At 37.3% G+C, this 23309-nt stretch carries 25 protein-coding genes; 21 read left to right on the top strand and 4 right to left on the bottom strand.

The genetic code is table 11. The annotated features are described in order from the left end of the window. Positions 1-10: 10 nt before the first annotated feature. Positions 11-1108 carry an acyl-CoA dehydrogenase family protein gene (locus MHB44_RS13805; protein WP_341299627.1) on the top strand — a complete coding sequence of 366 codons (1098 nt, stop codon included), beginning with the start codon at positions 11-13 and terminating at the stop codon, positions 1106-1108. Positions 1109-1167: 59 nt separating this feature from the next. Here MHB44_RS13805 and MHB44_RS13800 read toward each other — a convergent pair whose 3' ends face one another. Further along, the gene (locus MHB44_RS13800) at positions 1168-2139 is read right to left on the bottom strand and encodes a DUF1385 domain-containing protein (protein WP_341299626.1); all 972 of its coding nucleotides are present in this window, start codon (positions 2137-2139) and stop codon (positions 1168-1170) included. A gap of 112 nt (positions 2140-2251) precedes the next feature. On the opposite strand from MHB44_RS13800, the gene MHB44_RS13795 reads away from it, so the two are divergent. The 18 genes from MHB44_RS13795 to MHB44_RS13710 all read left to right on the top strand — a co-directional run bounded on the left by MHB44_RS13795 (position 2252) and on the right by MHB44_RS13710 (position 17465). Continuing rightward, complete coding sequence (locus MHB44_RS13795; protein ID WP_341299625.1) at positions 2252-2668, top strand: hypothetical protein; 417 nt, start codon at positions 2252-2254, stop codon at positions 2666-2668. Between the two features lie 73 nt (positions 2669-2741). Next, the gene (gene aroQ, locus MHB44_RS13790) at positions 2742-3176 is read left to right on the top strand and encodes a type II 3-dehydroquinate dehydratase (RefSeq protein WP_341299624.1); all 435 of its coding nucleotides are present in this window, start codon (positions 2742-2744) and stop codon (positions 3174-3176) included. Between the two features lie 2 nt (positions 3177-3178). Continuing rightward, entirely contained in the window at positions 3179-4240 is a 1062-nt protein-coding gene (locus MHB44_RS13785; protein WP_341299623.1) for a Xaa-Pro peptidase family protein, read from the top strand. A 17-nt stretch (positions 4241-4257) separates the two neighbouring features. Beyond that, positions 4258-4815: an elongation factor P gene (efp, locus tag MHB44_RS13780; protein ID WP_341299622.1), complete on the top strand. Its 558-nt coding sequence runs from the start codon at positions 4258-4260 to the stop codon at positions 4813-4815. A 205-nt stretch (positions 4816-5020) separates the two neighbouring features. Continuing rightward, a complete protein-coding gene (locus MHB44_RS13775; RefSeq protein ID WP_341299621.1) occupies positions 5021-6028 on the top strand; it encodes a nitronate monooxygenase in 1008 nt (335 codons plus the stop codon). Between the two features lie 236 nt (positions 6029-6264). After that, positions 6265-6474: a hypothetical protein gene (locus tag MHB44_RS13770; RefSeq protein ID WP_012295089.1), complete on the top strand. Its 210-nt coding sequence runs from the start codon at positions 6265-6267 to the stop codon at positions 6472-6474. 5 nt (positions 6475-6479) lie between these two features. After that, positions 6480-6857, top strand: a complete 378-nt coding sequence (locus MHB44_RS13765) for a hypothetical protein (protein WP_341299620.1) — start codon at positions 6480-6482, stop codon at positions 6855-6857. A gap of 12 nt (positions 6858-6869) precedes the next feature. Continuing rightward, the gene (locus MHB44_RS13760; RefSeq protein WP_341299619.1) at positions 6870-7781 is read left to right on the top strand and encodes a stage III sporulation protein AE; all 912 of its coding nucleotides are present in this window, start codon (positions 6870-6872) and stop codon (positions 7779-7781) included. Between the two features lies 1 nt (position 7782). Further along, a complete protein-coding gene (locus tag MHB44_RS13755; RefSeq protein ID WP_341299618.1) occupies positions 7783-7926 on the top strand; it encodes a hypothetical protein in 144 nt (47 codons plus the stop codon). Between the two features lie 122 nt (positions 7927-8048). Further along, positions 8049-8408, top strand: a complete 360-nt coding sequence (locus tag MHB44_RS13750; RefSeq protein WP_341299617.1) for a hypothetical protein — start codon at positions 8049-8051, stop codon at positions 8406-8408. Beyond that, positions 8409-8963: a SpoIIIAH-like family protein gene (locus MHB44_RS13745; RefSeq protein ID WP_053994436.1), complete on the top strand. Its 555-nt coding sequence runs from the start codon at positions 8409-8411 to the stop codon at positions 8961-8963. Positions 8964-9170: 207 nt separating this feature from the next. Then, the gene (gene accB / locus MHB44_RS13740) at positions 9171-9665 is read left to right on the top strand and encodes an acetyl-CoA carboxylase biotin carboxyl carrier protein (protein ID WP_341299616.1); all 495 of its coding nucleotides are present in this window, start codon (positions 9171-9173) and stop codon (positions 9663-9665) included. Positions 9666-9679: 14 nt separating this feature from the next. After that, positions 9680-11047 (top strand): acetyl-CoA carboxylase biotin carboxylase subunit, encoded by a 1368-nt coding sequence (gene accC, locus MHB44_RS13735; protein WP_341299615.1) that lies wholly within the window; start codon positions 9680-9682, stop codon positions 11045-11047. Between the two features lie 79 nt (positions 11048-11126). Beyond that, the gene (locus MHB44_RS13730) at positions 11127-11816 is read left to right on the top strand and encodes a hypothetical protein (protein WP_341299614.1); all 690 of its coding nucleotides are present in this window, start codon (positions 11127-11129) and stop codon (positions 11814-11816) included. A gap of 157 nt (positions 11817-11973) precedes the next feature. After that, a complete protein-coding gene (locus tag MHB44_RS13725) occupies positions 11974-13476 on the top strand; it encodes an SH3 domain-containing protein (RefSeq protein ID WP_341299613.1) in 1503 nt (500 codons plus the stop codon). 588 nt (positions 13477-14064) lie between these two features. After that, entirely contained in the window at positions 14065-14196 is a 132-nt protein-coding gene (locus MHB44_RS13720; protein ID WP_341299612.1) for a hypothetical protein, read from the top strand. Positions 14197-14826: 630 nt separating this feature from the next. Beyond that, the gene (locus MHB44_RS13715) at positions 14827-16065 is read left to right on the top strand and encodes a flagellin (protein ID WP_341299611.1); all 1239 of its coding nucleotides are present in this window, start codon (positions 14827-14829) and stop codon (positions 16063-16065) included. 596 nt (positions 16066-16661) lie between these two features. Continuing rightward, positions 16662-17465, top strand: coding sequence for a nucleotidyltransferase (locus MHB44_RS13710; protein WP_341299610.1), 804 nt, complete (start codon positions 16662-16664; stop codon positions 17463-17465). A gap of 198 nt (positions 17466-17663) precedes the next feature. Here MHB44_RS13710 and MHB44_RS13705 read toward each other — a convergent pair whose 3' ends face one another. Further along, positions 17664-18278 carry a hypothetical protein gene (locus tag MHB44_RS13705; protein ID WP_341299609.1) on the bottom strand — a complete coding sequence of 205 codons (615 nt, stop codon included), beginning with the start codon at positions 18276-18278 and terminating at the stop codon, positions 17664-17666. A gap of 11 nt (positions 18279-18289) precedes the next feature. Next, complete coding sequence (locus MHB44_RS13700) at positions 18290-20494, bottom strand: hypothetical protein (RefSeq protein WP_341299608.1); 2205 nt, start codon at positions 20492-20494, stop codon at positions 18290-18292. Positions 20495-20772: 278 nt separating this feature from the next. Between MHB44_RS13700 and MHB44_RS13695 the strand changes: the two genes are divergently transcribed. Beyond that, the gene (locus tag MHB44_RS13695) at positions 20773-21186 is read left to right on the top strand and encodes an Asp23/Gls24 family envelope stress response protein (RefSeq protein WP_053994443.1); all 414 of its coding nucleotides are present in this window, start codon (positions 20773-20775) and stop codon (positions 21184-21186) included. A 49-nt stretch (positions 21187-21235) separates the two neighbouring features. Here MHB44_RS13695 and MHB44_RS13690 read toward each other — a convergent pair whose 3' ends face one another. Beyond that, positions 21236-22405 carry an MFS transporter gene (locus MHB44_RS13690; protein ID WP_341299607.1) on the bottom strand — a complete coding sequence of 390 codons (1170 nt, stop codon included), beginning with the start codon at positions 22403-22405 and terminating at the stop codon, positions 21236-21238. 512 nt (positions 22406-22917) lie between these two features. Here MHB44_RS13690 and nusB point away from each other — a divergent pair. After that, entirely contained in the window at positions 22918-23301 is a 384-nt protein-coding gene (gene nusB, locus MHB44_RS13685; RefSeq protein ID WP_053994444.1) for a transcription antitermination factor NusB, read from the top strand. Positions 23302-23309: the final 8 nt, after the last annotated feature.

Below are 23309 nucleotides of genomic sequence, written 5' to 3'. Positions count from 1 at the left end.
GTTATTCTGTATGTTAGCAATAGGACATGTTATTGAAAAAATACAAGCTCATGCACAGCAAGTGGATGAAATGCAAAGCTTTCCTCATGAAAACTTTCGTTTATTAGCGGATGAAGGATTATTTGGTTTACATATTGCCAAAAGATATGGTGGTTCCGAACAATCCTTTTATGTAAGTGCTCAAGCAGTGGAAGAAGTAGCAAAAGTATGTGCCTCAACTTCTGTTTTATTATGCACACAGGCGTTAACAACTTGTTTACTAGATTTAGGAGGCAATGAGGAGCAAAAAACTAATTATTTACGTGCATTAGCAGCGGGCAAGTATCCGGGAGCGTTTTGTGTAACGGAGGAACAGGCTGGCTCAGATGTTTCGAATATTCAAACGCAAGCAGTGTATGACGACGGTAGCTATATTCTCACAGGAGAAAAACGTTTTATTACAAATGCTGGGGAAGCAGGTGCTTATTTAGTGTTAGCACGGACAGGGGAGCATCCTACTAGAGGGCTGAGCTTCTTTATTGTAGAAGCCGCTGCTCCAGGCGTAGAATTCGGTGAATGTATAGAGACACTTGGGGTAAGAGGGTCAAGTGTAGGTGCTGTTATTTTCAATAAGGTGCGTGTGCCAAAAGAAAATCTGCTTGGGATTGAGGGATCTGGCTTTAAGCTATTAATGAAGACATTCAATAGAAGTAGAACATTGGTAGGCGCACAAGGGGTTGGCATTGCGAAGGGTGCCTTTCAAATTGCACTTGATTATTTAAAAGCACGAAACCAATTTGGAAAACCATTAAGTGAACAGCCGATGATTCAAGGTATGCTAGCAGAGTTAGGCACGAAAATTGTTGCGGCAGAGCTGTTAGTAAAAACGGCTACTGAGCATATTGATGAGCAGACGAATGAGATGGAGAAACATGCATCAATGGCAAAATACTATGCTACAGATGTGGCAATGCAAGTGACGACGGATGCCATACAGCTTTTGGGAGGAATCGGATTTACAACATTGTATCCGCTTGAAAGAATGATGCGTGATGCAAAGGTAACGCAAATCTATGATGGAACCAATCAAATTCAACGTGTCATTATTGCTAGACAATTATTAAAATAAGAAAGAAAACCCCGAATAGGAAACGTTGTAATTAACGTTTTCACTATTCGAGGTTTTTTTTAATCATGATGCAATGTTGCAGCAATTTCTGGCTGTTGTTCTACTTGACGTAGCATATTAAAGGAAGCGATAGCTACTTCTACTTGATCGTCTTTTGGCTCGCGTGTTGTTAGTAATTGTAACCATAGACCTGGGTAGCCGAGGAAGCGTAACACGGGTACATTGCGGCAAGCATTTGTTGCTTGTAATACCTCAAATGAAACGCCTAGTACAACAGGAATTAATAAAATACGGTCTACAATACGTAGCCATAATGGATCAGTGGGCACGAAGAAATATAAAAGCATGCCGACAAAGACTGTGAAAAGAATAAAGCTACTACCACAACGATAGTGTAGGCGTGATTGTGCTTGGACATTTTTTACTGTAATCTCTAAGCCTGCCTCATAGCAGTTGATGACTTTATGCTCAGCACCATGGTATTGGAATACACGTTTGATCAATGGCGTTAAGGAGATAAAGTATAAATAGATTAATAGTAATAGAAGTTTAAAACCACTTTCGAGTAAAATTTGTCCTGTTTTGCTGTCAATCCATTTGGAAAAAAAGTCAGCGATAAAAACAGGAATCAAGGTAAAGGCAAATTTTCCAAATAAAAAGGATAGTATACCGACTACAGCTACTCCTAGTATCATCTGAAGCTTTGAGCCTTCTTCTTTATGCTCTTCTTCCTCACCAGGTGCCACATCATAACGATCTCCTGCAAATTGCATATGACGAGAGCCTAAGCCAGCAGATTCAATAAGTGCAACAACTCCTCGCACAAATGGAATTTTTTTGAGCTTTTGTAACATAGGCTTTTGTACTTTTCTAAAATGATAATAATCAATGGAATCATCGTTACGACGAATAGCAGTAACAGTATGTTCCTTTCCTCCGAACATCACACCCTCTAATTGTGCTTGTCCCCCGTATACAGGTGAATTGCTCAAGGCTAACACCACTCTCTTTATATATTTCAACTGTACCATTGTACTAAATTTAGTGAAAAACCTCTAGGGTTACGCATAGTAAATTTTCAATATGGCTACACTAATCGTACATTTTAGGAAATGATTTGTATGCAAAAAGGAGGAAAGATAGTTGAGAGTAGCCGTGATTACATCTCTCGTTAGTGCTTGTGCTTTGACGCTATGCTTAAAGGGGCTCCATTATTTTCATCTCATTAAATGGCATCCAATTGGCTTTTATAAAAAGTGGAACTGGTTTGCAGAAAGCTCTAAATTATTTCAGTGGACTCTTTTTATTTTTCTGCTATTTATTATTGGCTTATGCTTATATTTAACAATGCGCTATGTTTATGTAATTCCAGCCGTGTTTTCTTCGCTTTTACTAGGACTTTTAGTGACCATCTCCATTGAGTGGATTGCGTTAGATTTACCATTACAGCTTTCATCCTTTAAAAAGCTGTCAATTCCATTTATCGTGACGGTTATTTGTTTATTGCGTTTTTTGTTGGAAACTGCCAATTTTCATCAGCAGGAGCATACAGCACAATAAGGAAATTAGTTGCTGTATGCGCTGTCTATGATAAAATATAGTGACTAGTACATAGAAAAGAGGGAATCAAAGCGTGAAGTTATTATGTTTGAATGGACCTAACTTAAATCGACTGGGCAAAAGAGAACCGCATATTTATGGCTATGAAACATTAGAGGATGTTCGGGAGAATCTTCAACATCTTTCGGCTTCTTTAGGAGCTACGGTGGAATTTCGTCAATCCAATCACGAAGGGGTACTTGTTGATTGGGTGCATGAGGCAGAGGATGAAAAGTATGATGGTATTATCTTTAACCCTGGTGCATATACCCATACAAGCATCGCGTTGCATGATGCGATTGCAGGGATTGCAGTGCCAGTTATCGAAGTACATATTTCTAATATCCACAAACGTGAGGCTTTCCGACATCATTCCTATCTTGCTCCAGCCTGCCTTGGTCAAATTTGTGGACTAGGTACGAAAGGCTATGAGCTGGCACTACGTACATTTATCGAGAGGGAGAATTGATTATGTTGAAATTACAAAAGCTACGTAAAGCACTTCAAGAACAAAGCATCGATGGTATTTTAATTACGAATGGGTACAACCGTCGCTATATGACAGGTTTTACAGGGACAGCAGGCGTAGCAATTGTGTCTCAAAATGATGCTGTATTTATTACAGATTTCCGTTATACAGAGCAGGCTGCTGCACAAATTCAGGACTTCCGTATTGTCAAGCATGAAGCCACAATTATTGAAGAAATTGCTACTCAAGTAAACAATATGGGCATCAAATTATTGGGCTTTGAGAAAGATACTGTCAGCTATGGCACATATGAGCTGTATAAATCACATATTCAAGCAGATTTAGTGCCGATTTCTGGGCTAATTGAAAAAATTCGCTTGATTAAGACGGAACAAGAGATTAATATTATTAAGGCTGCGTGTGAAATTGCAGATCACGCATTTACACATATTTTAGGCTTCATCAAGCCCGGTAAAACTGAGCTTGAGGTTTCGAATGAATTAGAATTTTTCATGCGTAAACAAGGAGCAACACAGTCTTCGTTTGACACAATTGTTGCGTCTGGTCTTCGTTCAGCATTACCGCATGGTGTGGCAACGAATAAAGTGATTGAAAAAGGCGACTTTGTGACATTAGACTTTGGTGCGCTATACAATGGCTATATTTCGGATATTACACGTACTGTGGCTGTTGGAGAGCCATCCGAAAAATTAGTAGATATGTACAATGCAGTCCTTGCTTCACAGCTACTGGCACTTGAAAAAGTAGGTCCTGGCTTAACAGGCATTCAAGCGGACGCAATTGCACGTGACTATTTAAAAGAACAAGGATATGGCGAAGCATTTGGTCATTCTTTAGGACATGGTATTGGTCTTGAAGTACATGAAGGCCCTGGCTTATCGATGCGTTCTGATACAGTGCTAGAGCCAGGTATGGCCGTGACGATTGAACCAGGTGTTTACTTACCAGGAATTGGTGGCGTTCGTATCGAGGATGATATTTTAATCACAGAAACGGGTAATGAACGACTGACACATTCGTCAAAAGAACTTATTATTTTATAAACTTTGGAGGAACATAAATGATTTCAGTAAACGATTTCCGTACAGGTCTAACAATTATTGTGGATGGTCAATTATACCGCGTATTAGATTTCCAACACGTAAAACCAGGGAAAGGTGCTGCATTTGTGCGTTCGAAATTACGTAATCTACGTAATGGCTCTGTGAATGAAAAAACATTCCGTGCTGGTGAAAAAGTTGAAAAGGCACAAATCGATAATCGTAAAATGCAATACCTATATGCACAAGGTGACGAGCATGTATTCATGGACTTGGAATCATATGAGCAAACAGAATTAGCTTCATCTGCTATTGAGTATGAATTAAAATTCCTAAAAGAAAACATGGAAGTGCATATTCAATCTTACCAAGGTGAAATGCTCGGTGTTGAGTTACCAAATACTGTTAAGTTAGAAGTAACTGAAACAGAACCAGGAATCAAAGGTGATACAGCATCAGGCGGTACAAAGCCTGCAACACTTGAAACAGGTCTGATCGTACAAGTACCATTCTTTGTGAACCAAGGTGATGTTTTGATTATTAACACAGAAGAAGGCTCTTACGTTTCTCGCGCATAATCGCTCGTCCTACTTAGCCTGCTCTTTTTGATAAAGGGGCAGGTTTTTATTTTTTTCTTATATATATCAAGTGAAAAAAAGCGGATATTGGGAGAATAGATGGAGAAGCTATCCTTTTTCTTCTTTTCATACGCAGTGTTTCTATCATCAGATAGATGGTCATCGTTGGAAAAAATGTTTACAATAGTAGTAAGGAGTGAGAAAAATGGTACATACAATATTTGATATTCCATATCCAATTATTCAAGCACCAATGGCAGGCATAACATCACCAAAGTTCGTGGCGGCTTGTGCTGAGGCAGGACTATTAGGCTCAATTGGTGCAGGTTACTTAAATGGTGAACAAACCAAGCATTTTATTCAGGAAGTGAAGAAGTTAACAACCAAGCCTTTTGCGGTTAATTTATTTATCCAAGAGGAGCCAAAAATTGATGTTGAGACTTTACAGCAAGCACGCATGGCATTACAACCTTTTTATGATGAGCTAGGACTATCCCCTGTACAAAGCGTTGTATCCAAGGAAGTGTTTGCAGGACAAATTCAAGCGATTATTGAGGAAAAGGTAGCAATTTGCTCGTTTACCTTTGGAATTCCATCAGACGAGATCCTCAAACAGTTGAAAGACAATGGCGTCTATACAATTGGTACAGCAACGACAGTAGAGGAAGCTCAACAAGTGGAGCAGGCAGGAGTAGATGCTGTTGTTCTACAAGGTGGGGAGGCTGGCGGTCATCGTGGCTCCTTTTCTGCGCCTATGCAGTTGATTCCCTTAAATGATTTACTCCAGCAGGTAGCAGGACAAATTGCCATTCCTATTATCGCAGCGGGTGGACTTGTGACAAAAGAAGATATTCAGAGAGCCCTAGCAAATGGGGCACAGGCTGTTCAAATTGGCACAGTATTATTAGTAGCAGATGAATGTGAAATTTCGCCATTGTATAAAAATGCGGTATTGACATCGAAAGAGCAGCAAACAACAGTGACAAGTGCATTTACTGGTAAACCTGCAAGAGGCTTAGACAATGATTTTATAAAACGAATGCAAGGTGCAACAGTAGCCCCTTATCCATTACAGCATTATCTAACGACAGCGATTCGCAAGGAAAGTGAAGAGCAGGGCAATGCTGAGTATTTATCCATGTGGATGGGAGAAAATAGCTATCTTGTCCAGCAGACAGGCACGATTAAAAGCATCATTGACAAGCTACTATAAATCCGTAAGTGGTTTTTTCAGCACTCGTGAATTTTCTTCACATAAAAAATATCTGGTCGTTTCACCAGACGGGAGGCAGCGCTACTTGAAGTGAGGGTCTTACAGGCTGTACCAGATGCTACAACAAGATTGTTAAGACGGGATAAAAATTTTACAAGAAAGATCTCTATACATCCGTATGGAGGTCTTTTTTTTTGCAGAGCGACATATATTGCTGTACACGAGGGGGCGTAGGAATGGAATTACAAGACGTATTAAGAGTTGCTGGAGTGGGACTAGTCGTTGCGCTTCTTCATGTTTTCTTTGATCAAACAGGGAAGAAGGAGTTCTCATTTTTCCTATTTTTTATTGCCTACTTATATATGACAGCAGAATTGCTCCGTTTTTTACGTCTATTTTTCAATGAAATTCTCACATTCTTCCAATGGCTAACATCATCTGGGTAGTGTAGATGGAAATTGTTCTAGTTGCTGTTGTCATGCTGCTTTTATTACTGCTGATAAAAGAAGTTATACAGCCACTCCATGCGCTAATTAGTGTTATGTTTTCATTTTTGCTTTTTAGTATGTTGTTCTCGACACTTTTATTGCCATTTATTAAGCAACTTTTGGAAACATTAGCGTTTTTACCCTATGCGAAAGCAATTTTAATTAGTGCAAGCTTGTTCTATGTAGGGCAATGGGTGTCATTGCTGCTTGTAGAACATAACTATAAGGTGCTCGGGAACATCGTTTTTTCTGCAGTAAAGCTTGTGATTATCATGTATTGGTTGAAAGAATTTTTGGCTGTTTTACAGGAGGTGTCATCTATTTTACAAAGGCTAAACTAAGGAGCGAGGCCATTGCAGGAGCAAATACTAGCATTTTTAGTGGACCCATTCTTTCTGTTGCTCAAGATGACACTGATACTATGTAGCTACGTCATTATTATTTTAATTGTTAATATGATACTACCAGGGTTTGAAAAAGGGACAAGGATCCTCTTTTTTCTGATTGTTTTAGCCACCATAGGTCCTGTTGTTGTAAATGCCTTTACATTAATTGATGAAATTGCACAAGGACTAGCCCATCTATTTACAGCATTTTATCCGATTCTTACTTCAAGCTTTCTGCTATCAAGTAGTATTACAGCCATTGCCTCCTGGCAGCCCTTTTTACTCTTTTTTGTACAAGTCCTTACGATTATTAGTAGTAAGTGGCTTATACCAGGCGTGCTTTTAGCCATTGTCTTTGATGTATGCAGTGTCATTGTCAAGGAAATATCTTTTACACGAATCGCTGAATTAATTCGTTTTACGATTATGAGCATCGTTTCTGCCTCGGTTATTTGCTATGTGCTACTCATGACAGCAAGCGGTGTAGCCGCATTTAGTGTCAATGCTGCTGTAGCGGAGCCTGTTAAAAAATTAATTGAAGAAAATATTCCAGTTGTCGGTTCATTTATTGTTGATAGCTTTTCGATGTTTCAGCATATGACACAATTTACATCCTCCTTAACAAGCATCAGTGCTTTTATTGCTGTTATTACGGTGTCCTTTATTCCAACTGTTCAACTAATTGTTAGTGCCTATTCATTAAAAATGCTAGCTGCCATTTTAGAACCTATTGCTTTTGATGATATTTGTCGTTTGCTGGATCAAGTAAGTAAATCGCTCTTTACCCTATGTGCTGTATCATTTTTGATTGCTTTTTCATTTATGTTTTCTTGTTTTTTCCTGATTGTGTTTGTACAAGTGATGGCAGGAGGGAGATAGATTGATTCTTTTATTGGCATTGCTTTTTATCTGTCAGCTATTTGTGTTTCTAACGGATGATAAGGACGTTATTTCACTCACCAAATTGGTCATTACGTTAATATTTTTGCAATTGCTATTAAAGATTCCGTTTATCAATTCATAGGAAGAAACAAGCGTACATACACTTGAAAAAGAGAAGGTGAAAGGAGGCTATGTACAAGTGATGTGGAAAAGACACGCAAAAAAACAACGTCATTGATGGTTTTCATACTTATAGCTGCCTCCGTGGGAATTTTCATCATTTTACCGATGTATCAAACAAACTCAACAAATGACAACCATTCGGCACTTACGAATGAAGAAAAGCTGGAACAAACATTGAAGGCGATGGAAGGCGTTGGGGAGGTAAAAGTCTACTTTTATTATGGAGAGATAACAGATGAACAAGATGAACATAAACTATTTAGCCAATATTTTCGGGGGACTGAGCAAGGCACAAAAAACGTAACAGGAATGCTCGTTGTGTCAGAGGGTGCATCCGATATTTTTGTGAAAAATGAAATTCGAGCAGTTGTGAGTCAGGTGATGCAGCTGCCCATTCATCGAATTATTATTGTTCCAATGGAAAATAAGGAGGAAAAGTAAATGCGCGTACGTAGAAGAACAGTTTGGTTTATGACATTATTAAGTTTAGTAGCAGTCATTTCAGTGTATTATTTGGTTGATCCAGCAAAGCAATTTAATGGTCTTACTATTTTTACGGATGATACATTACAACAAACAGCCGTAACAGGTGTAACAGATCAGGAAGCAACCAATGATATCACACAGGAGGTCTCTTCACCAAGTCACCTATTTGAAGAAATGCGTATGCAGGTTAGTGATGAAAGAAGTCAGCTTCGTGAGCAATTAACTCAAAAAATTGCTTCAGAAGAATATTCAGCTGAAGAAAAAAATGAGGCATATAATGAAATGGATAGTCTGATTAAGCGTGAATCAGCGGAGGCGATGCTCGAAATGCTCATTAAATCCTTAGGCTATTCAGATGCGTTTGTTCGTGCTGAAGGCGAAAAAATTTCGGTCACGGTAATGGCAGAGGAATTATCCAAAGCACAAGCAAATGAAATTATTTACCTTGTGAGAACAGAGATGGAGGGCGCAAGTGATGTGCAGGTAAAGTTTAGTGCCAATAATTATTAAAAAATAGAGAAAAAACCAAATATTTTGTCTATTTATAAATTATTGTTATATAGCAGGATTATGAAAAGGCTTTCGTTTAGTAAAGGAAAGCCTTTTTTTTTGTCCATATTTACTAAATTTTCATTTAACTATTTCAAATTGATTCGAAAAAATATAGAATGGTTATTGGTAGTAGATTTTATTTTTATTTCAGAAGGAGAGTTAGAAATGTTCAAAGTTCAAGAAATCCGTGAAATCATTAAGTTAGTAGATGCATCTTCCATTGACGAGTTTGTGTATGAAGTAGATGGCGCAAAAGTAAAATTAAAGAAAAATAATGTTGTTGTTACTGAAACTGTAGCACCTAAAAAAGAGGTAGTAGCCCCTGTTGTACAACAAACTGCACCAGTGGAAGCACCAGCAGCACCTGCACCAGCGAAAGTGGAGGAAGCACCAGCAGCACCAGCAACAAACGACCCATCGTTACATAAAGTTGTATCTCCAATGGTTGGTACTTTCTATCAAGCACCAAACCCAGATTCACCAGCTTATGTTAAAGTGGGTGACAAAGTAGGCAACGAAACAATCGTTTGTATCGTAGAAGCTATGAAGCTATTCAACGAAATTGAAGCAGAAGTTCAAGGGGAAATCGTTGAGGTACTTGTTAAAGATGGCGAATTAGTAGAATACGGCCAACCATTATTCCTTGTAAAAGCTGAGTAAGGAGTGCAAAACAAATGAAAAAAGTTTTAATTGCAAACCGCGGCGAAATTGCTGTGCGCATTATTCGTGCTTGTAAAGAGTTAGATATTCAATCTGTTGCTGTATACTCAGAGGCAGATGCAGACGCATTACATGTAAAATTAGCAGATGAAGCGTATTGTATTGGACCAAAGCTATCAAAGGATTCATACCTAAGCTTCCCTGCACTACTAAGTGTAGCTGAAAAAACAGGTGCAGATGGCATCCATCCAGGATATGGCTTTGTAGCTGAAAATGCTGATTTTGCAGAGGCGTGTGAAAACGCTGGCATTAAATTTATCGGTCCATCCTCTGACTCTATTAAAATTATGGGGATTAAGGACGTTGCACGTACAACAATGGAAGCAGCGGGTGTTCCGCTTGTACCAGGTACAGGCATCGTGCCAGATATTGAAACAGGTAAAGAATGGGCTGCGAACATTGGCTATCCTGTCATTATCAAAGCGACTGCTGGCGGTGGCGGTAAAGGAATCCGCGTAGCTCGTACAGAAGAAGATCTTGTCAAAGGGATTGAAATTACGCAAAAAGAGGCAGCGGCTGCATTCGGCAACCCTGGCGTTTATTTAGAGAAATTTATCGAATATTTCCGCCACTGTGAAATCCAAGTGTTAGCAGATGGTCATGGCAATGTTGTGCATTTAGGCGAGCGTGATTGTACGGTTCAACGCCGTATGCAAAAGCTTGTTGAGGAAGCACCATCCCCAGCATTATCGGCTGAGCGTCGTGCTGAAATGGGCGAAGCAGCGGTGAAAGCGGCACAAGCATGTAACTATGAAGGTGCAGGAACGATTGAATTTATTTACGATTATCAAGAAGATCGTTTCTACTTTATGGAAATGAATACACGTATCCAAGTAGAGCACCCAGTAACAGAAATGATTACAGGTGTTGACCTTGTACAGCAGCAATTAAAAATTGCATCGGGTGAGAAGTTGCCATTTGCACAAGAAGATATTCAATTAAATGGCTGGGCGATTGAATGCCGTATTAACGCAGAAAATGCCTATAAAAACTTTATGCCATCAGCAGGAACAGTTGAGACTTATGTAACACCAGGTGGCTATGGTGTCCGTATTGATTCTGCTGTTTATGCAGGCTATACAATCCCACCATACTACGATTCAATGGTAGCAAAACTAATTGTTCATGCGGATACACGTGAAGAGGCAATTGCAAAAATGAACCGCGCCCTAAGCGAATTCGAAGTAGCGGGCCCTGGTATTAACACAACAATTCCATTCCACCAAGCGTTGATGAACAACGATGTCTTTAAATCAGCGAAGTTCAACACGAAGTTCTTGGAAGAGAATGATGTGTTAGGTGTAGCAGAAACAGTAAAGTAAGCTTTTAGGGAATAAAACAAATAGGAATATCCGAAATTTTTTACCTCTAACTAAATTTATTTAGGTTGGAGGTTTTTTTATGTCCAAAAATAAGCAAAGAACAGGGATATTTGATTTGGAGCATATGAGTCCCATTGAGCTGAAAAAAGTAAATCCTAACAATGAGCATGACGAGCCACTTATTATAGCACCGTCCATTGTGGTAGATGTTAATTCTGTTCGATTAAAGGGGAATCGTATTAGCGCGCATTCAGCTTTAATGGTTGTCAAAGAGCAAATGCGATTGTCAGGTATTCGGAAACGGACAATTGGCGAATACGATTATATTTTTAATCGCATGTTGAAAACCATGAATGTTGAATATGTAGACGAAATTTCTTTGGAAACATTATTTGGTTTTATTGCTTCTTTAGGGGACGTCAAAGATACTACAAAGCAAAGTAAACTACGTGTTGTAAGGGCAATACTAAACCGCATATTTGATAATGGATGGATAGAGAAACGATTTTGGAAGGATGTAAAAATAAAGGTAGATGGAAGAATCAAGCCCCCTGCTAATGAAAATAATTTAGCTAGTTTATTGTCTACTTTTGATATGAGTAATTTCATTCATTTTCGTGATGCAGTAGCAGTTTTAACGATTTATAAATGTGGCTTGAGGGTGAATGCGTTCGTGCGATTAGAGGAGAACCATTCGTATGATATTTTTGTTGCTGAAGGCAATTATTTGTATAAGCAATCACTATTTACAACCTTTTCACCGAATTAAAATTAAACAATATATGTTAGAGCTATCATTTATCACTCTATCCTGTTAAATAAAAGAAATATTGACTATTACCCCTGTCTCAAATATTGGGTTTATGATAACATGTATCTGAACCTTTTAACTTAAAAAAATATGAAAGGAAGTGTATTAATCACATATGAAAAAGATATTGAAACCATTGATTAGCGTTATTGCCATTGGTACCCTCTCTCTATCTATAAACATAGATAAAAATGTATTAGCTAATAATATTGCAAATACATGTGAGTATGATTCGGCATCGAAAGTAAACCCTGATTATTCCACAATGAACTGTTTGTTAACCGAAACAGCACTGATTTATGATGTGCCTCCTGAAATTGTGAAGGCAATAGCGGAAGGTGAAAGTGGAAATTGGCGTCATTTTGATATGAATGGTGAAGCGATTGTGACAGCTGATAATGGAATTGGCATTATGCAAATTACAAATCAAGCAGGCTACAATCAAGATAGACTAAAAAGCGATATTGTCTATAATATTCAAGCTGGTGTAGAGACTTTAGATGATATGTTTAAGCGAAAGGATTTACCTAGCATCAACGGTGGGGAAAGAGATGTACTGGAACATTGGTACTTCGCTATCATGGCTTATAACGGTACTAAGCCAGTAAATAGTCCAATTGTTCAAGCAACTGGTGAAAGAAATACCAATGCCTATCAAGAGAAAATTCTCCAAATTATTAATAAATTGGAATTAATAGACTTAACAGAGCTACCTTTTTCACGTGAACATTTTCAATATAACTCTAACAGCAGGGAAAATATTAAATTTTCAACAATGAACTATGATTTTGATTTACCATTAACAAAATCTAAGTATTTTTTTGAAATAAATCAAAAAGTTAGTGCAATAACTAATGTAACATTTAGGACAAGACCTACTACGGATAGTCCTTCTTTGGGTACTTTACGTAAAGGTGAAATTGTTACCATTACGGGTCCTTTTGAATATGAAAAAGTATCAACGAAGAAAAACCATTTTGTTTGGTATCCTGTGAAAAGAAGTGATGGGACAGAGGGGTATGTAGCATCAAGTTATTTAAACTACTCAGCTTCAACATCAACGCCAACACCGCCCACAACGGGCAATGTTGATGTATCAAAGTTTGCTGATTACAATGCAAACCAATACTGGGCGGAGGATTTTAAGTGGGCAGTCAATATCGGTATCATCAGTGGATACCCAAACGTGAAAAACCCATCAACAGGTAAGTACGAAAACTTACTTAAACCGTACACTAACTTAACGGAAAACCAAATGTTATCTATCCTATTCCGTTACTTCAAACCAACAGAACTAGCTTCAACGATAGCTAATACTTCATGGTATGGAGACGTAAACTACCAACTGGCTACAAAATACTCTCTACCAGTGCTAGGTGCAAACACAGCATCCAAACAAGCCATTGCAGGTAAGGATATCACACGGGGGAACTTCGCTCGTATCTTAGCTTCAATGCATTATGGTAAGACTGTATCTCAGTCAGAAGCTATTAAATTTCTTCGTGATAATGGTTTAACAACTACTAAAACAAATGAAGAGTTTAAACCAAATGATTCTCTAGCAAGAGCGCACACAGTGGCATTCTTCCACCGTTACGAACAAATATTCAATAACTAAATTGTTACTTACAAGTGAAAAGGTGACTAATAAAAGTCATCTTTTCTTTTTTATGTTTAATAGATCCTTTCTTGACACTCCTCGAACCTTTCATAACTAAATTCATTAACACAGATTGTTTGAGGGGAGCTACAAAGTTTTGTGTTAAGCTACTGAAGAGGTTGAGAAAGCATAAGAAAAGGACTTGTGTGCCTACTTCTCATTCACACAAACCCTCAGGTTGACATAGGATTAGATTTTCATGAAATCAACTTCATATCCTGAACTTACTATTTCTTTAGCGATTTCATATTTCCATGCACTGCTTTCATATTTAACATAGACAACACCTGAAATATCATTAGGTAAGGTAATATGATGCCTTTAGTATTTTTTTATGGAAAATCCAAATAAATAACTTGGGAGGGATTGTTATTTTTAAAGAACTTAGCAAATTTCAAACGGTATACTTGGATTCGATTTCATTAAAGCGTTTTTTATTAAGAGTAAAGGATACTAGAGTCTTTAATTCGGTAATTACTTATACACTAATGAGAGATAGTTGTTTGATTATTTACCAAGTGAATAACGATATACTAGGTACAACTGATGGATTATTTTTCCCTAAAACAACCATTCCACCAAGCACTAATGAACAATGGTGTTTTCAAATCAGCACAATTCAATACAAAATTCTTTGAAGAGAATGGTGTGTTAGGTGTAGCAGAAACAGTAAAGTAAGCGTTCGCATTTAAAAACCTTCTAACTTTAGTAGTTAGGAGGTTTTTGTATGGTTAGAAAGGACAACGAACAGGGATATTTAATTTAGGTGATATTACAGATGGAATGCAGTGTTCGAACTTTAATGAAACATTTCAACAGGATAAGACAGAGTGATAACGCCACCAAGGATTTTAGTGGATGTAACTAGGGTGAAAGAAAAGGGCATCGAAGTCGCCAAAGCAGTGATAATTGTTAAAGAACAAATGCGATTGTTAGATAGGAGGAAAGTGACTATTAAAGAAACAAATACTACTTCTTTATTGTTAAAATCAAAATAGCCTATTTTCGCTCACAAATGAAAGGGATTGAAATAAAAATAGAGTTGAATTACTCATTGTGTAAATATATAATAATTTCATAGAGAATTCTAATGTAGGTTTTTTATGGAAAAATACTGATGTAAGCAACTAGAGATTGGTTCTAAGAAACAAAATGATGAAAGTAAGCATTACATACTTGGAATTTTACAGATGCTTGAGTTTGCTCAGTCCCACCAAGTAGTTAATGTAATAAAGTCTAAGGAAGATGGGGGAGACAACATTGAAAAATAATTTTTTGATACATATTAAAATTTAAAGGAAGTTCTATATGCGAATTAAACATAATATTTCAGCATTGAATACTAATAATAAAGTAAGATTTCATAGAGAAAATATAGCAAAAACATTCGAAAAACTATCCTTAGGCTATAAAATCAATCGTGCTGGTGATGATGCTGCTGGTTTAGCTATCTCCGAAAAAATGAGAGGACAAATAAGAGGGCTAAATATGGCCTCAAAAAATATTCAAGATGGTATTTCACTCATACAAACTGCTGAAGGTGCATTGAATGAGATACATTCACTTCTTCAACGTGGGAGAGAATTAAGCATTCAAGCATCTAATGACACGCATACAAGAAGCGATAGGGAAGCAATTCAAATGGAAATAGACCAGATAAAAAAGGAAATAACGTCTATAGGAAACAACACAGAATTTAATACTAAAAAGTTGCTTGATGGCTCTCTTTCTTATACTGATATCCCCCCTCCAACTATGCCTCAATCGAAATTAATGGCTACAGGTACAGGTGTAACGCAATTCACAGTAGACGATGGGTGGATTGATTTCGGTCAAGATTCAGACCGTCCACATAAAGTTAAGCTGAATGCAGGAGAGAAAGTTGTTGATGACCCTTCGAATTGGCTTTTTACAAAATTATCAGTGAGTGTATATTATGATTGGGATGGAGCCCCTCTATCTGTGAATATTCATTCTATACCAGATGGTTATATCATAGTAAGTAATAATACAAGCTTAACTTACTCTTATAATGGAATGACAGTGGATGTTAGTAAGAAGAGATTAACTACTGGTGGTGGAGGTACTCAAGACCAAGGCAATATTATTTTGACAGCGGGAAAAAACGATGCTGAATTATCAAATGACGTAGATAATAGTTTGAAGTTACAAATTGGTGCAAATTCCAACCAAAACCTAAGTTTAACAATTTCAGATATTCGTTCTCAAGCAATTGGAATAGAAGGAGCTTTTGTTTTGGACTATTCTTTAGCACAAAATGCTATAAATCTATTTGATTATGCAATTAATACTATTTCTAGTACCCGTTCTAATTTAGGAGCCTATCAAAATAGACTTGAACATGCTTATAATTCGGTTGTAAACACATCTGAAAATCTTCAATCTGCTGAATCGCGTATTCGTGACACGGATATGGCAAAAGAAATGATGGACTATACAAAAGGTAATATATTACTACAAGCTGCACAAGCGATGTTATCACAATCAAATAAACAATCTGAAGGAATTTTACAATTACTTCAATAAGAATAGAAGGCTTCATACTTAACAGCCTTCTTTTTTTAGTTATTAATAAAAAATGGATTTTAATCAACTATTTCAATAGAATATTGTCAAAATCGGACAAAATGGCTAGAAGATTTATTGAAAACAATTCGCTATTATAATCAATAACTGGAGCTAGACAACTTCAATTTTGAGTTAGTTTGTGTTAATAATTAGTTACTATAAGTATTTCCTAAGTCAATGAATGTTAAAAATAGTAATAGTACAAAGTATTAAATACTTCATGTAGTCATAGTAGAAAGAGATTGTATGCTATAACGTGTACAGTTCTATTATTCTCAAACGGTATAATATAGATGTAGCTTCTCCGTCAAGTGGTTGTTGTCAGCCAACCTATAAAAATTACATTAAATCAAAAGAGAAATAAAACCAATATACTTCTTTCATTAGATATCCAAAGAAAGGAGGGTAACTGAAATCACAACCTAATAATACATTCTGTTATACTTATATAGATTAAAAAATGGAAGGAGCATTATATATGTGTTGCGCATGCTGTCCAGTAGTGGATACATCCCTTATCTAAAAAGGAAATTATTAGATAAGGAGATTGAGCTATGGTCATTCAACATAAAATTATTCAAGGGGTTAGCGATAAATGTAGTCAAGATGAAGTGGTTTCAGCGTGTATGATGTATGGATCTTTCACGAAAGGTGAAGGGGATCAATATTCAGATGTTGAATTTTATATTTTCATAAAAGATAAGAAGATGGAGAATTTTAGCTCGAAAAATTGGGTTTCCGAAATATACCCAGTTGACTTGATGTTTTACAATGAGTATGGAACAGAGGTAGTGATTTTTTCAAATATGATTCGTGGGGAATTTCATTTTCTCCCTGAAACTGAAATGGCAATCATAAAAAGCTTTAAGCCTACGGGTGTTTTTCCAGATCCTGAGGCTATGTATATTTACGATTCTACAGAGCAATTAAAGCCTTTACTTGACGATTTAGGGGGAGTTGGACCAGATCGAATGACTGATGACAATGTTAATTTCGCTTTTAATAATTTCGTGAACGCTTGGTTGATGGGTGTTAACGTGATGAGAAGAGGGGAATTAGCACGTTCGCTGGAGACTTTAACTCATGTGCAAAAGTATATATTACAATTACTAAGAGTAAAGGAACAGACAGTTGAACGATGGTTAAATAGTACAAAAAATTTAGAAAAAGATATAAGTAGAGAATCGTATAAAGACTATGTAGCCATAACTTCCAAATTAAAAGAACATGAGATAAAAGCCGCTTATAAGAATGCGTTGCATATAGCTGAAGCATTGCATGAGCTACTGGGTTCTCTCTATACGATTGATATAGACAAAGATCTAATGAATAAGCTTTACAGCTACTTTAATCAATAAATCCAAAGTCCACTGTGTAAGGAGCAGTGGACTTTATTAAATTTTCAAGGATTTAGCAGATTAGTCAATAATAAAAGACTAAAATTAACTGTCAATAAGGATAGACATGGTGCTAATTGCGAAGCCCTTATTTTAGGGGATGTGAAATAGTTGCCCCTTCTTTTTTATGAATGGAGAAGTCGCGTCTCTTGACAGCGATTAGCCCTCTGCTATTGCCGATAGTTGAAAATACTCTTTTAATTTTACTGCGCTTATTTGGCGTCCTAATTTCATATAATAGCCTTTGCCAGTACCTTCATAGTAAAAAGTATTATGTTTACCGCAAATAGGCAGTAAATGGACATTTTTACCTGTTTCAACCTTACTAGAATTGGTTGCATATAAAATTACATGCCCACCTACAAGTGAGGTACTACAAGTAAATTCTGCTGTTCGTTCATCGCCTTCATCCTGTGAACTACCTACATAAATTGTATTAGGTTCCGCACAGCATGAGCCAGCCGGGTCTTTCCCAATGGATTTTATTATCAATTGAATCCAAGATGCCTCACCATGCTTTGGATCATGAGTACTACCCTCCACATTGGCAAAGTTTGTGCCAATAGCTAAAGGCTCTGTTATACCGTCATATACCGATCTTAAAGGGACAATGATAAATTCATCTGTATAGTCTGATTCTGGGTTCCATAAATCAGCAAAATAAGCGCCTTGTTCATCCTTTGTTTTACGATAAACTACTCGGTAGCGCGTCTCTTGCTCCTGTGTTAATTGCAATTTAGCACCTTCTACTGTAGCTGGCATATTAACAAACATTCTCGTTCCTCCTATAAGTTTAAAGTTTGTTTATTATATTTTTTATTGTAATCATCTAGCATTTCTTGGAATTTTGTAACAAACTCAAAAATAGAGATGAAATCTTTATCGCCACTAGCCTCTGCATTGTTTATGCTGACACTTTTGTCTGCGGCTGTAGCTTCGAGATAATAGCCTAAAATTTGTGGATTTGTAAAGCGCACCGTCACGCTATTCGCTGAGGATTGTACACTAGAATTATTTTGCGCTGAGGAAGAGGAAGAAGACCTACTTCCACCGAAAATAAAGAACCCTCCGCCTCTCGATGAATGCTCTTCAATACTTTGGGCAAATGAATTTGACATGGCTGTTGCGGTCGTAAATTTTATAGTAACATCTCGCGCAATAACAAACGCAGTAGGGAAGCATGGGAAAACACATTGATTCATTTCTTTAAAGCGTTCATTTGAAAAGTCCTGATAATCTTTTGCTGGAGCAATGGATTTGCTGGATGTATTATACATATCCTCTGTTAGTAAAAAGACGCCAGGGTTAAACCATTCTCGCCCAATTTGCACCTTGGCCACAGACAGCCCAATTTGGATGGACATCTCTGAGCTACTCGCGAATGCTTGGTTGACGGCTTCCTTATGACTAGAGCTACTGGAATAGCCTCCAAAGAAAAAGGAGACACCGTAGTTAGAGGAAGAAGCAGACGTATAGGAGGAGGAGGCTTGATTCGCTTCCTTTAAACTAGATGTAAGGATAATTTGTGTAAAGTTCTCTGGTACATGATTGGGTGCAACCTCATTTTCCTCTGCCTTCTCAGCAGTTTCTTTTGAAGCTTGTAAAACGGTGGCAAGCCTTATTTTTTCTTTTAATGCTTCAATATCCTGATTGGTATTTTCAAGTTGCTGTTGCAAAGGAGACAGCATGGATTTAAATTGGAGCTTATTCTTTTCTTCGAAATAACGCATGGCAGCGTCTGTTGCCTTTTGTGCCTTGTCAATTAAATTATTTTGTGCCACTAAACACTTCTTACCGTTTTCACCGAGTGCAGTAAGCAAATCTTTGACCTTGGTAACCTCCACACCAAAAATGCGTGCAGCCGTTGAGGGTAAGACTTTTGTTACATCGTCTAATCCTTGGGAAGCCATCACATCAACCAATGTTTTTAACATATCAATTGTTGTATTGGCATATGTTTCTTGCAATGCACTAAGGGCTGTTTTAAATGCTATCTCACTCTCATCGTAAGCCTTTTTTAATGCTTGTACGTCTTTTTCATCTGGAATAATCGCTAAAAACGAATTGATATTACTTGTAATATTGCTACGCTGAGCTACTAATATAGCGAGCTGTTGTGCCAATGCCGCTGGACTTTCAAGTAGGTCCACAGGTGTAAAGGAGGTATTCAATAGAGTAAACCAATTTTCTGGATAAAGCTGTACGGGATAGACATGCCCACCGTCTGGATTCATTTTTCCAACATTGGAAATCGTAGAACGCGCCTCAGCAATTTCACGCCCAACACCACTATCTAAAATACCATTAATAATTTCCATATCGCCTGGCGAAAACACGCTCAATACTTTGCCGAGCTTTTCATCGACACCCAGCACTTCTGCCTCAGCCGTTATTTCATACCAATCTAAAAATTCATTATTACGTTGCTTATAGGCTTCGGCTGTATGCTCAGGGTACTTTTTCTCAAGCGCATTTTTCTTGGCTACTTGTTTTTCTGCCCATTGCTGCTTTGCCTCTACATAATCGCTATACAGTCGGTAGAAAACTTGCTCAAGCGTTAGGACATCCTGCTTACCATCACCAAAATTATAAGGATATGGCGTCATTAATACTTCGCGCAGCTTGTTTTTAGCCTCAAAAAGCTTACTATTTAATTTAGGTGTGAGCATATCCAGTGCCGTTTTATACTGTGTTGATAAGTGTCGTCCATTATCAGAGGCTGTCATTTGACAAGCATCAAATAATTTATTGACAAGCTTTGATTCATTAGCACGTACATAAGCAGGCTTCGGTTCGTTATTGCCAATGTCATAGGCATATTGCGAGGCATCAATTAACGTCCCAGGAAGGCTCATACAAAAAAATTGATTTGCATTACTGCCACCAATAACTGAAGTAATTTGTTCATAGAGCTGGTCTGCAAAGCTTTGAGTAGATGCATTATCTTGTAAATTCTTTGCTGTTCGTAACTGATTTTGTTCGTATTCCATTGTACTTCCCCCTAAATCTAATTGTGATAGCAAAACTTTTCACCAAACCACTATATGAAGGGACCCTCTACGATATAACGTTCAACATAAAAAACTTTCGTTTGTTAAATTTAATGATCAGATTATTAACATGATTGAATAAAAATTAAACTTTGTCGTCCAACCTTTTAAATTTATCGGATAAAATGGCTTTCGACAGCCAAACGTTCTTTTTTATAGTATAATAAACGTAAGTATAGCATTTGTTTGTGATGTGCAAGGGAAAGGATGATATTTGTATGGCAGAGAAAGTAGGACAATCTTTCGTACAACCAACACCTTCTGGAAAAGAAGAGCTAGGAAAAATAGAGGTAGCGGCTGAGGTAATCGAGATTGTGGCAGGAATCGCAGTAAATGAGATTGAAGGTATTGCTGCAACACGGGGCAATATTGCTACAGGTGTTGTTGAACGTTTCGGTAAAAAAGTACACAATAAAGGCATAAAATCAGGGGTAACGGAAACTGGTGACATTGCAATCGATGTATTTTGCTCTGTGAAATATGGATATACCATCCCGAAGGTTGCAAAGGAAGTACAAACGCAAATACGCCAAGCGATTTTTAATATGACGGCACTGGAAACAGCGGAAGTGAATGTACATATTACAGGCATTCATTTTGAAAAAGAAGAACCGACAGCACATGAATCATAAATAAAAGGATTGTCCTTCATGGGAAGGGCAATCCTTTGTTATTGAATTGTTATATTTCAATATGTTTGGGTTTTCTCCAAAACATCGCTAGTATTACGCCAAGCACTAAAACGACTGTTGCAAAGTAGTATGGATAGTTTAAATCAATGTCAAATAATTTACCGCCTAAAATTGGTCCAAATATATTGCCAAGACTTGTAAACATGGAGTTCATACCTCCCACAAAGCCTTGCTCATTGCCTGCAATTTTGGATAAGTAGGACGTGATGGCAGGGCGTATTAAATCGAAGCCTACAAAAATAAAGAATGTCACCAGTAAGATGGCAAAATAATGGCTGACAGCTGTCATTGCGAATGTTAAAACAGCCGATAAAATAAGCGAGTAGCGAATAACATTAATTTCTCCCATTTTCTTTGTAAGCCAATCAAATAACATTAATTGTGCCAAGGCCCCTATAATGCCGCTTCCTGTAATAATAATGGCAATATCTTTTGGTGTAAAAGCAAATTTGTGATCAACAAATAAGCTAAAAAGGGACTCAAAGGCTGCAAGGCCAAAGGATAAAACAAAAATAAGAATAAATGGAATAAAATAAAGCGGGCTAAAAACACGCTTTATACTACCAAGCATAGAAGGGGAAGCCTCTCCCTCATTTATTATACGTGTTGGCTCTTTTAATAATGACAAGGATAGAAGAGCTGCTATAAAGCCTAGTATCCCAGCAGCATAAAATGGTATACGTGTACCATATTCAGCTAAAAATCCACCAAGCCCAGGACCAATAATAAAGCCTGTACTAATGGCAGCACTCATATAGCCAAGCGCCTTTGGACGTTGCTGTAGTGTGGTAATGTCTGCAATATAGGCAGTAACAGCGGGCATAATAAAGGCTGCACTAACGCCACCCAGCATACGGGAGATAAATAAAATCTCAACTGTACGACCCAGTCCAAATAATAACTCCGAAAGACCAAAAATAAAAAGACCTGCTACAATCATCACTTTACGGCCAATGCGATCAACCAATTTACCAGCGATAGGTGATACAATCAGTTGCGTAATGGCAAAGGCAGCGACCATAAAGCCAACAACAGAGCCTGAAATATTCAGCTCATTCATAAGTGTTGGGAGTACAGGGATGACTAAACCGATACCTAAAAAGGCAATAAATAGATTGGATAATAAAATTGCTAATGTTACATTTTGTTGCTTGCTCATAACTTTCTCCTTTAATCATTTACAATATATGAGAACTATAACTACTAAAATAGGTCCATACCATACAATAAACCCTATAGTAACTATAGGGTCAAAAGATTTGTTTGTATTTTGTGTTTTAAAAAATTTTTGGCAGAGCGCCTCTAGTGGCTAGGAATAACAAAAGAAATTTTGAATAGCATCAAAGCGAATTTTATGTTTGCCGTTCTTACCATAAAATAGGTGAGATATGCGCTCCTTCTGTTATTTATATTACTCTTCTCTCGTAAGCAGCTTGAAAGGTTTCTGTACAGCTTGTACAAATTTTCTCAAAGGGCACAATGGACACCTTGAAAAATTATTTTAACAGCCTTTATTATAACATTTTAGAAGAAGATTGATTGAACTGCTAACTTAAGTAAAAAGTTGCTTGAAAAAGGTTTCAGATTATTGAAAACTTGCTTGAAATCGTGTTTCTCCTAGGATTTTATGCTATTATAAACCTTAATGCCACTTAAGAAGGAGAGCTTTACATGAAACGACATGAGGCACGCGAAAAAGCGTTGCAAGTTTTGTTTCAGCTAGACAATACAGATCTAACAGTTGAAGAAGCAATGGCCCATATTAAAGGTCAACCGACAAATGCCTTCTATGAAAAGATTGTTACTGGAACAGCTGAACAATTGGAGGAAATTGATGCTACTTTAGAGCAGCATCTCGAAAAGTGGTCACTTGCCCGTTTACCAAAAATTGAAAGAACTGTTTTACGCCTAGCTGTATACGAGCTGCTATATATGCCTGAAACACCAAAAAGAGTAGTACTGAATGAAGCAATTGAGTTATGTAAAACATTTGGCGATGAAGGGTCATCTAAATTCGTCAATGGCGTACTTTCTAAATTTACAGAACAAGAATAATGTGTTGA

It is taken from the genome of Lysinibacillus sp. FSL H8-0500 (assembly GCF_038051955.1).
Classification (GTDB): domain Bacteria; phylum Bacillota; class Bacilli; order Bacillales_A; family Planococcaceae; genus Lysinibacillus; species Lysinibacillus macroides.
Note: the sequence above shows the minus strand (reverse complement) of the source record. Positions and strands in the feature narration are given on the sequence as shown.

Coding starts and splice junctions, on each gene's coding strand:
- MHB44_RS13705 (WP_341299609.1), bottom strand. CDS start 18,278: ATGTTTGTTAATATGCCAGCTACAGTAGAAGGTGCTAAATTGCAATTA.
- MHB44_RS13690 (WP_341299607.1), bottom strand. CDS start 22,405: ATGAGCAAGCAACAAAATGTAACATTAGCAATTTTATTATCCAATCTA.
- MHB44_RS13800 (WP_341299626.1), bottom strand. CDS start 2,139: ATGGTACAGTTGAAATATATAAAGAGAGTGGTGTTAGCCTTGAGCAAT.
- MHB44_RS13725 (WP_341299613.1), top strand. CDS start 11,974: ATGAAAAAGATATTGAAACCATTGATTAGCGTTATTGCCATTGGTACC.
- efp (WP_341299622.1), top strand. CDS start 4,258: ATGATTTCAGTAAACGATTTCCGTACAGGTCTAACAATTATTGTGGAT.
- accC (WP_341299615.1), top strand. CDS start 9,680: ATGAAAAAAGTTTTAATTGCAAACCGCGGCGAAATTGCTGTGCGCATT.
- accB (WP_341299616.1), top strand. CDS start 9,171: ATGTTCAAAGTTCAAGAAATCCGTGAAATCATTAAGTTAGTAGATGCA.
- MHB44_RS13710 (WP_341299610.1), top strand. CDS start 16,662: ATGGTCATTCAACATAAAATTATTCAAGGGGTTAGCGATAAATGTAGT.
- MHB44_RS13775 (WP_341299621.1), top strand. CDS start 5,021: ATGGTACATACAATATTTGATATTCCATATCCAATTATTCAAGCACCA.
- MHB44_RS13715 (WP_341299611.1), top strand. CDS start 14,827: ATGCGAATTAAACATAATATTTCAGCATTGAATACTAATAATAAAGTA.
- MHB44_RS13785 (WP_341299623.1), top strand. CDS start 3,179: ATGTTGAAATTACAAAAGCTACGTAAAGCACTTCAAGAACAAAGCATC.
- MHB44_RS13805 (WP_341299627.1), top strand. CDS start 11: ATGTTAGCAATAGGACATGTTATTGAAAAAATACAAGCTCATGCACAG.
- MHB44_RS13745 (WP_053994436.1), top strand. CDS start 8,409: ATGCGCGTACGTAGAAGAACAGTTTGGTTTATGACATTATTAAGTTTA.
- MHB44_RS13720 (WP_341299612.1), top strand. CDS start 14,065: ATGGATTATTTTTCCCTAAAACAACCATTCCACCAAGCACTAATGAAC.
- MHB44_RS13765 (WP_341299620.1), top strand. CDS start 6,480: ATGGAAATTGTTCTAGTTGCTGTTGTCATGCTGCTTTTATTACTGCTG.
- MHB44_RS13770 (WP_012295089.1), top strand. CDS start 6,265: ATGGAATTACAAGACGTATTAAGAGTTGCTGGAGTGGGACTAGTCGTT.
- MHB44_RS13695 (WP_053994443.1), top strand. CDS start 20,773: ATGGCAGAGAAAGTAGGACAATCTTTCGTACAACCAACACCTTCTGGA.
- MHB44_RS13730 (WP_341299614.1), top strand. CDS start 11,127: ATGTCCAAAAATAAGCAAAGAACAGGGATATTTGATTTGGAGCATATG.
- MHB44_RS13700 (WP_341299608.1), bottom strand. CDS start 20,494: ATGGAATACGAACAAAATCAGTTACGAACAGCAAAGAATTTACAAGAT.
- nusB (WP_053994444.1), top strand. CDS start 22,918: ATGAAACGACATGAGGCACGCGAAAAAGCGTTGCAAGTTTTGTTTCAG.